The sequence below is a fragment of the Citrobacter sp. Igbk 16 genome (genome assembly GCF_028069755.1).
In the GTDB taxonomy this organism is placed as follows: domain Bacteria; phylum Pseudomonadota; class Gammaproteobacteria; order Enterobacterales; family Enterobacteriaceae; genus Citrobacter.
In genome coordinates this window covers 44,076-51,436 of sequence record NZ_JANEWJ010000032.1, presented here as the reverse complement: position 1 = coordinate 51,436, position 7,361 = coordinate 44,076, and the positions used below count along the sequence as shown (strand labels likewise).

The following is a 7,361-nucleotide window of genomic DNA, read 5'->3' as shown; positions in this document are numbered from 1 at the left end:
ATTACATATTGAACTACTACAACAGTGTCAGACCTCACCATTATAACGGTGGGTTGACACCGGAAGAGTCCGAGAACAGGTACCATTTTTACTGTAAAACCGTGGCCAGTATTACTTGACCACTACAAAATCATATACCCGTTCAGGATAATCAGGCCTGCCCTCCTGGTAGATCTCAGTGTTCCGGCCAAACAAGGTGCGCCCTTCTTCAAGGGGAATAGGATTTTGCATTTTTGTTCCTTATAAATATCTAACCATTCCAGTCTTCATTATTCACAGCCTGTTGCTAAATCAGGGATAACCCTACTCTTCACCTGTGTAAATAACGGCTACCAGGAGAAACAAATGATGTGCTGAAAGCAATGTTGCTCCCGGCGGGAGTCATATCCTGAGAAAAAGCGATTTACATTGAGTTGGATGTGGGCTGAAACCACAGATTCCCTCCATTTATTGATCTGACAGAAGGTTCTCCCCTGTTTCAATCCACATTATTGGGTTACTCTTTTAAATACGAACTGCGGTGACAGTTGTAAGGAGACCCTGTATGGCTATGTATCAAAACATGCTGGTAGTCATCGATCCAAACCAGGACGATCAACCAGCATTACGGCGAGCTGTTTATTTGCATCAACGGATTGGTGGCAAAATTAAAGCCTTTTTGCCGATCTATGACTTTTCCTACGAAATGACCACCCTGCTGTCGCCGGACGAGCGTACGGCAATGCGTCAGGGGGTCATCAGCCAGCGAACAGCATGGATACGTGAACAAGCGAAATACTATATCGAAGCAGGGATCCCGCTTGATATTAAAGTGGTCTGGCACAACCGTCCCTTCGAAGCCATCATCCAGGAAGTGATCAGCGCTAAGCATGATCTGGTGCTCAAAATGGCACACCAACACGACCGCCTTGAAGCCGTGATTTTCACACCAACCGACTGGCATTTATTGCGTAAATGTCCAAGCCCGGTGTGGATGGTCAAAGACCAGCCGTGGCCGGAAGGGGGTAAAGCGCTGGTGGCGGTGAACCTCGCCAGTGAAGAGGCATATCACAATGCACTCAACGAAAAACTGGTCAAAGAAACGTTGCAGCTTGCAGAACAGGTTAACCATACCGAAGTACACCTGGTGGGCGCCTATCCTGTAACGCCTATCAACATTGCGATTGAGCTACCTGAATTTGATCCCAGCGTGTACAACGACGCCATCCGTGGACAACATCTGCTGGCCATGAAGGCGTTACGCCAAAAATTCAGTATTGATGAAAAAGTTACACACGTTGAAAAAGGATTGCCTGAAGAAGTCATCCCGGATTTAGCTGAGCATTTACAGGCGGGTATCGTGGTTCTCGGCACCGTTGGGCGCACCGGTATATCAGCCGCGTTTTTGGGGAATACCGCAGAACAGGTTATCGACCATCTGCGTTGCGACCTGCTGGTTATCAAACCGGATCAGTACCAGACCCCGGTTGAACTGGACGACGAAGAAGACGATTAATCCTGCAGCACAATGCCGGATGGCGATGTCATCCGGCATGACATGTACCTAGTGCTTCTCCTCGCCTCCGAGGAAATAGATACCAAGCGGAATAGCCAGCAAAATAGTAAAAACCATACTGTAGACGCAAATCATTGCGGATTGAATGGCATACATCGAGGCTGTCCAGTCGGAAAGCGGAATGTCATACTGTTCAATGACACCACCAATCGTCGCGCGCGTCACAACCGATGCCGCAATGATAAATACCCCAAGCAGACATAACAGAAACTTCCGTCCCTTCGCTGTCTTCAGCTTAGCCATGATCATAGTACTGTCCTTTTGCAGATGAAAACCGTGTTACTTTGCAGCAACAATACCATGACATAAACTCACTGTCTGCTACATACACCACACTCAGACTTGACATGCGCACTATTCGCCTGAAAATAACGCTGATTGTATTATTTCTCTCTCCTTTTGATTAATGATCTGACAGCCTGAACTGGGTAAAATATCCGCTGATGAAGGATGTCAGATGATATTTAGCTAACACGGAGTGACCTGGGAGAATCATGATCGCTGAACTGTTTATAAATAATGCGTTTAATTTAACGGTAATTCTCAGCAGCTGTGCAGCGTTAGTCCTGATGAGCGTCTGGTTTCATCGTAGTGAAAAACACTGCAAAGGATTCATATTCCATGCGGCACAGTTTTTTGTTTATGCCATTATCATTGGTACATTTGGCACTATTGCGAATAACGTCATCGATAGTTATAAGCTGAAATTTATCTCTCCAAGCGTGGTCGACTTTATCTGTACCTCGTTGATTGCGTTGATCCTGACGATAAAACTCTTTCTGGTCATCAACCAGTTTGAAAAAACGCAGATTAACAAGGGCAGAGATATCACCAGTGCGAGGATCATGTCGCGCATCATTAAGATTACGATCGTCGTCGCCATCATTTTGCTGTATGGCGAGCATTTCGGCATGAGCTTGTCAGGGCTGTTAACGTTCGGCGGCATCGGCGGTATCGCTGTCGGTATGGCAGGCAAAGATATCCTGAGTAATTTTTTCTCTGGCATTATGCTCTACTTCGACAGACCGTTTAGCATCGGTGACTGGATCCGTTCTCCGGACCGAAATATCGAAGGTACGGTGACTGAAATTGGCTGGAGAATGACCAAAATAAACACCTTCGACCACCGTCCGTTATATGTGCCGAACTCAATTTTCTCTTCCATCAGTGTAGAAAACCCGGGGCGGATGAGTAATCGACGAATCAAAACGGTGATCGGGTTACGTTATGAAGATGCAGATAAAATTGGCGCAGTTGTCGAGTCGGTCAGAAAAATGCTGCAAAGTCATCCCGGAATAGATCAAAAGCAAACCCTGCTGGTCTATTTTAATGAGTTTGCCGATTCATCGCTGAATATCATGGTGTATTGCTTCACGAAAACCACCGTGTGGCAGGAATGGCTTGCTGTACAACAAGATGTGTACTTGAAAATTATTACAATAGTTCAGGAAAACGGAGCTGACTTTGCGTTCCCCAGTCAGACGTTGTATATGGATAACGCCGAGGCACAACCTTCTGCCCACTAACCAAAACCAAGACGCGGATATCCGCGTCTTTTTTGCCTTTATTTCAGTGACGCGATATCAATGACAAAGCGGTATTTCACGTCGCTTTTCAACATCCGTTGCCACGCGGTATTAATATCCTGAATATTGATAACCTCAACATCGGCCGTAATGCCATGCTGACCGCAGAAATCCATCATCTCCTGAGTTTCCGCAATCCCCCCAATCACCGAACCCGCAACGGCTCTTCTACCGAGGATCAGCGGAACCGTATTCAGGAACGGATCCAACGGCCCCAGATATCCCACCAGCACCAACGTTCCGCTAAGCGCCAGCGTTGGAATATACGGGTTCAGATCATGCACGTATGGAACGGTATCAATAATCAGGTCAAACTGATTCGCCGCGGCTTTCATCTGTTCGCTGTCTGTTGAAAGCACAACATGACTGGCTCCCAGGCGTCTGGCATCAGCTTCTTTGCCTGGCGACCGCGTGAACAACGTAACATCAGCCCCCAATGCTTTAGCAAGCTTGATCGCCATGTGTCCCAGGCCACCCAACCCAACAACAGCGACTTTACTCCCCTGCCCAACCTGCCAGTGACGCAACGGCGACCATGTGGTGATACCGGCGCACAACAACGGTGCAGCACCACGTAAGTCGATTCCTTCCGGCACCTTCACGACGAACTTCTCGGTCACGACAATCTTGTCAGAATAGCCGCCGAAAGTAGGCAGGCCGTCATGACGGTCTGTATCGTTATACGTAAGGGTGTTCCCCTCTTCGCAATATTGCTCAAGACCCTGTTCGCAGGCGCTACAGTGCTGGCATGAATCAACCATACACCCCACGCCGGCCAGATCGCCGACCGCGAATTTTGTTACCGATTTCCCAACATGCACTACACGGCCTATTATTTCGTGGCCGGGAACCATCGGATACGTAGCGCCGCCCCAGTCATTGTAGGCACTGTGGATGTCGGAGTGACACACCCCACTGAATAATATTTCAATGACGACATCATCTTCACGCGGATCCCGACGAACAAAACTGTGCGGGACCAGATCTTCTTTTACCGCCAACGCGGCATAACCCTTCACATTCATGACCATTTAGATCTCCTCAGGGATAAAGTGCACCTCAAACAGCATAGCTCAGGGCAACAGGTTGTACTCGGCGTCAGCGACCGGCTCCAGCCATTCATTCGATGCGCCTGCTGCCGGGATTTCCACCGCAATATGGGCAAACCAGCTATCACGCGCAGCACCGTGCCAGTGTTTCATTCCCGCCGGAATGTGAACCACATCACCCGTTTTCAGTTCTCGCGCGGGTTGATTCCAGGCCTGGTACCAGCCTCTGCCGCCAGTCACCAGCAGAATTTGACCGCCCTGATGGTGAATATGCCAAAAATTACGGCAGCCAGGTTCAAATGCCACGTTACCAATCACCACACCTTCCATTGAAAGCATGGTCAGATAGCTGGTCCCGGTGAAGTACTTCGCATAGGCTTCATTTTTCTCTCCCCGGGGAAAGACGCTGTTACCATCAAATTGTTCGTTCATCATGACTCCCGTAGGGGTAGTAGCTGACGGTATTCCTGACATACATTCATCAAGAACTGCACGGGCATTTTCCGCAATCTCAGCACCACAGTGCTGCTTAAGAAGCGCAGTAAACGCGATAAGTTGCTCAGGGCGAAGCCCAACATTCAGGCTGATCGCAAAGTGACTTTTCAGTTGGCCGTTCACGCCGCCCAGTACGGCTAACGCAGAGACGGTTGCCAGTTCCCGGGTCGGCCAGTCCAGCACATCGCGCTGAAAAATATCGCCAAACAGATGTGCTTTAAGCCAGGTATCAATGGCAGGGGCAAAATCAAACAGCGGGCCGCTAACCGGCTGTCCAACCAGTTGGGTTTGCGTTTGGCTTCCCGCCAGCAGGCTGTTCCAGTCAGCAGGTTGCGGCGAAGCGGATTTCCCTTCTGGGTCCACAATCCCTTTTTCTTTGCGGTCTTTCACTACCGACATCAGGCACGACAGGCCATTCAGACTGCGGGGAAAACCACAGTATGCGTAAAGCTGCTGTAAAATCTCTTTCACTTCATTCAGGGTTAGCCCTGCATCTAACCCTGCATTAAGCGCTGCCTCCAGCTTATCTGGCTGTCCTGTGGCAGTGAATGCTGCAATGGGGACGACTGCCAGCTGTCTGGCATTCAAATGATTTGACATGTTCGATTCTCCGGGCAGGCGACAGTCTCTGCCGCCGAATGCTGAAAACGACAAAATTATAGAGGCTCAGCGTATCGACGATTAGAGGGTTAAATAAGGACAAACTTATGAAGACAAGTCATGAATGGCGCTGGACAGGTGCTACTCGCCAGCAGGGAAATCCGTTGATGCCGCAAGTGCATGCTGGGTCTCAAAGTCAGCGACACGTTGACGCAGCACCGAGAGCGTACTTTGCAGCGCCTGCGAACCGAGTACCATACGCAATGGCGCAGGAACGAGGTCGGCACTGGCAATGATTTGCGAAGCCATACGCACCGGATCGCCAGGCGCAAGCCCATTCACAGGATCAAGCATTTTCAGAAAACTGTGCGCGGGTGTCGCGTCATATTCCGGCATCAGTGTGGCAATCTGGGCACTACCATAACGGAATTCAGTCCGTGCACCGCCGGGTTCAACAATCGTCATTCCGATATCAAACGCAGCAACTTCCTGGGCAACCGACTCGACAAATCCTTCAATACCCCATTTAGTCGCGTGATACAGGGAGTTTCCGGCAAATGCGACCTGTCCGCCATAAGAGGAGATCTGGATGATACGTCCACCACCTTGTTTTCGCATATGTGGCAACGCGCAGCGGATTAACTGAATGGACCCCAACAAATTTGTCTCCAGCATCTGGCGGACTTGCTCGTCACTCAACTCTTCCGCAGCACCAAACAAGCCGTACCCCGCATTACTGATGACCACATCAACTCGCCCATAGCGCTGCCAGGCACTATCTACTGTGTGACGCAGTGCAGCGCTATCCGTCACATCTACTTGCGGTGCATCAAATGTCACGGGCCAGCGACTCAGGAGATCGCTAACTTTAGCGCGATCGCGTACGGTCCCCACCACGCGTTCACCGCGTTCAAGAAGTTGCTGCGCCATTTCGCGACCGAACCCACTGCTGACACCGGTGATTAGCCATGTACGTTGCACCATACTCCCTCCTGTTCATTGTTTTAAGTGTTACGCATCCGGGGTATTACGCCACCCGAATCTCAATGAGCATGATTATTACGTCATAATTATCACTCGTATATGAATCGTTTATGCTTTCAGAATTCCAGATATTGATATAATGAAGGAATAATCTTCCCGTAAAAGTGCACCCGGTATGCTGGATAAACTCGACGCATTAAAGATATTTTGTACGGCAGCCGAAACGCTGAAGTTCAGAGAGGCTGCCGCAACACTCGGTCTGGCCCCCCAACAAATCACTCGAGGTATTGCTGAACTGGAACAAAGCCTTGGCGAAATGTTGTTTCTGCGCAATACACGGCAGATGAAGCTGACGCCTTTCGGTCAGCTGTTCTGGCCAAAAGCAGAGCGTCTGCTGGCTGAAAGCGAAGCGCTATTCTCAGAAGGTAAACGTCACAACCCGCAGGAAATAGCAGGCAAAGTACGCATTACACTACCCCCGCTATTCGAAAACCGTGAGATTATTCGCCAGTTGCTGCACGGCCTTGCTGGTTATCCAGAAATCAGCATCGAGTGGCACAATACCGGCAGACATCTGAATATTATTGACGAGCAGATCGACATGGGTATTCGTATTGGCACCGTCCCGGATAACCGTTATATCGTTAAAACAATCTGCCCGGTAGGTGTCAATATCGTTGCGTCTCCCCACTTAGTTGAAAAAATGGGCAAGCCAAAAAACCGCCAGGATTTGCAACATAACTACCCGCTCAGTGCCCTGACCAACAGTAATTCAGGGCGCGTCTGGCCATGGCAGTTTGCCGATGGCAACAGTTTCTTTCCGGCAAACCCGGTGTTTATCGCTTCCGATATTGAGAGCGAACTGGCCGCCGCCCTGGCGGGAAGAGCGGTTGGGCAACTGGCAGATATCTCTGTTCGGCCTTATTTGCAAAACGGTGAACTGGTAAACCTGCTGCCAGAACTTAACTATCAGCCCTGGCAACTCTATATTTTTCGGCCACATCTCCCGCTGCTACCGGCCAGAGTAAGGCTGGTATTTGAACTTCTAACACAGATCCTGCGCGGGCAATTTTGTCATCCGGCCTGATTTAC

General features: G+C 49.7%; 7 protein-coding genes and 1 pseudogene. 3 read left to right on the top strand and 5 right to left on the bottom strand.

The features are described 5' to 3' along the window. The first annotated feature begins 544 nt into the window (after positions 1 to 544). Positions 545 to 1,495, top strand: coding sequence for a universal stress protein UspE (gene uspE, locus NNO03_RS18505; RefSeq protein WP_005126626.1), 951 nt, complete (start codon positions 545 to 547; stop codon positions 1,493 to 1,495). A 48-nt stretch (positions 1,496 to 1,543) separates the two neighbouring features. Here the strand turns inward: uspE and NNO03_RS18500 are convergent, their stop codons facing one another. Beyond that, the gene (locus tag NNO03_RS18500; protein WP_048211538.1) at positions 1,544 to 1,804 is read right to left on the bottom strand and encodes a DUF2534 family protein; all 261 of its coding nucleotides are present in this window, start codon (positions 1,802 to 1,804) and stop codon (positions 1,544 to 1,546) included. 245 nt (positions 1,805 to 2,049) lie between these two features. Between NNO03_RS18500 and NNO03_RS18495 the strand changes: the two genes are divergently transcribed. Beyond that, a complete protein-coding gene (locus NNO03_RS18495) occupies positions 2,050 to 3,081 on the top strand; it encodes a mechanosensitive ion channel family protein (protein ID WP_271441973.1) in 1,032 nt (343 codons plus the stop codon). Between the two features lie 38 nt (positions 3,082 to 3,119). Here the strand turns inward: NNO03_RS18495 and NNO03_RS18490 are convergent, their stop codons facing one another. The 4 genes and pseudogenes from NNO03_RS18490 to NNO03_RS18475 form a co-directional block, all read right to left on the bottom strand. Continuing rightward, the gene (locus NNO03_RS18490) at positions 3,120 to 4,172 is read right to left on the bottom strand and encodes an NAD(P)-dependent alcohol dehydrogenase (protein ID WP_137381758.1); all 1,053 of its coding nucleotides are present in this window, start codon (positions 4,170 to 4,172) and stop codon (positions 3,120 to 3,122) included. A gap of 42 nt (positions 4,173 to 4,214) precedes the next feature. Continuing rightward, on the bottom strand, positions 4,215 to 4,622 hold the full coding sequence (locus tag NNO03_RS18485; RefSeq protein ID WP_249357525.1) for a cupin domain-containing protein: 408 nt from the start codon (positions 4,620 to 4,622) through the stop codon (positions 4,215 to 4,217). 39 nt (positions 4,623 to 4,661) lie between these two features. Beyond that, positions 4,662 to 5,285, bottom strand: a pseudogene (locus NNO03_RS18480) (carboxymuconolactone decarboxylase family protein); the annotation flags it as partial. A 141-nt stretch (positions 5,286 to 5,426) separates the two neighbouring features. Beyond that, on the bottom strand, positions 5,427 to 6,269 hold the full coding sequence (locus NNO03_RS18475; RefSeq protein ID WP_271450194.1) for an SDR family oxidoreductase: 843 nt from the start codon (positions 6,267 to 6,269) through the stop codon (positions 5,427 to 5,429). 175 nt (positions 6,270 to 6,444) lie between these two features. On the opposite strand from NNO03_RS18475, the gene NNO03_RS18470 reads away from it, so the two are divergent. Then, the gene (locus tag NNO03_RS18470; RefSeq protein WP_271450193.1) at positions 6,445 to 7,356 is read left to right on the top strand and encodes a LysR family transcriptional regulator; all 912 of its coding nucleotides are present in this window, start codon (positions 6,445 to 6,447) and stop codon (positions 7,354 to 7,356) included. Positions 7,357 to 7,361: the final 5 nt, after the last annotated feature.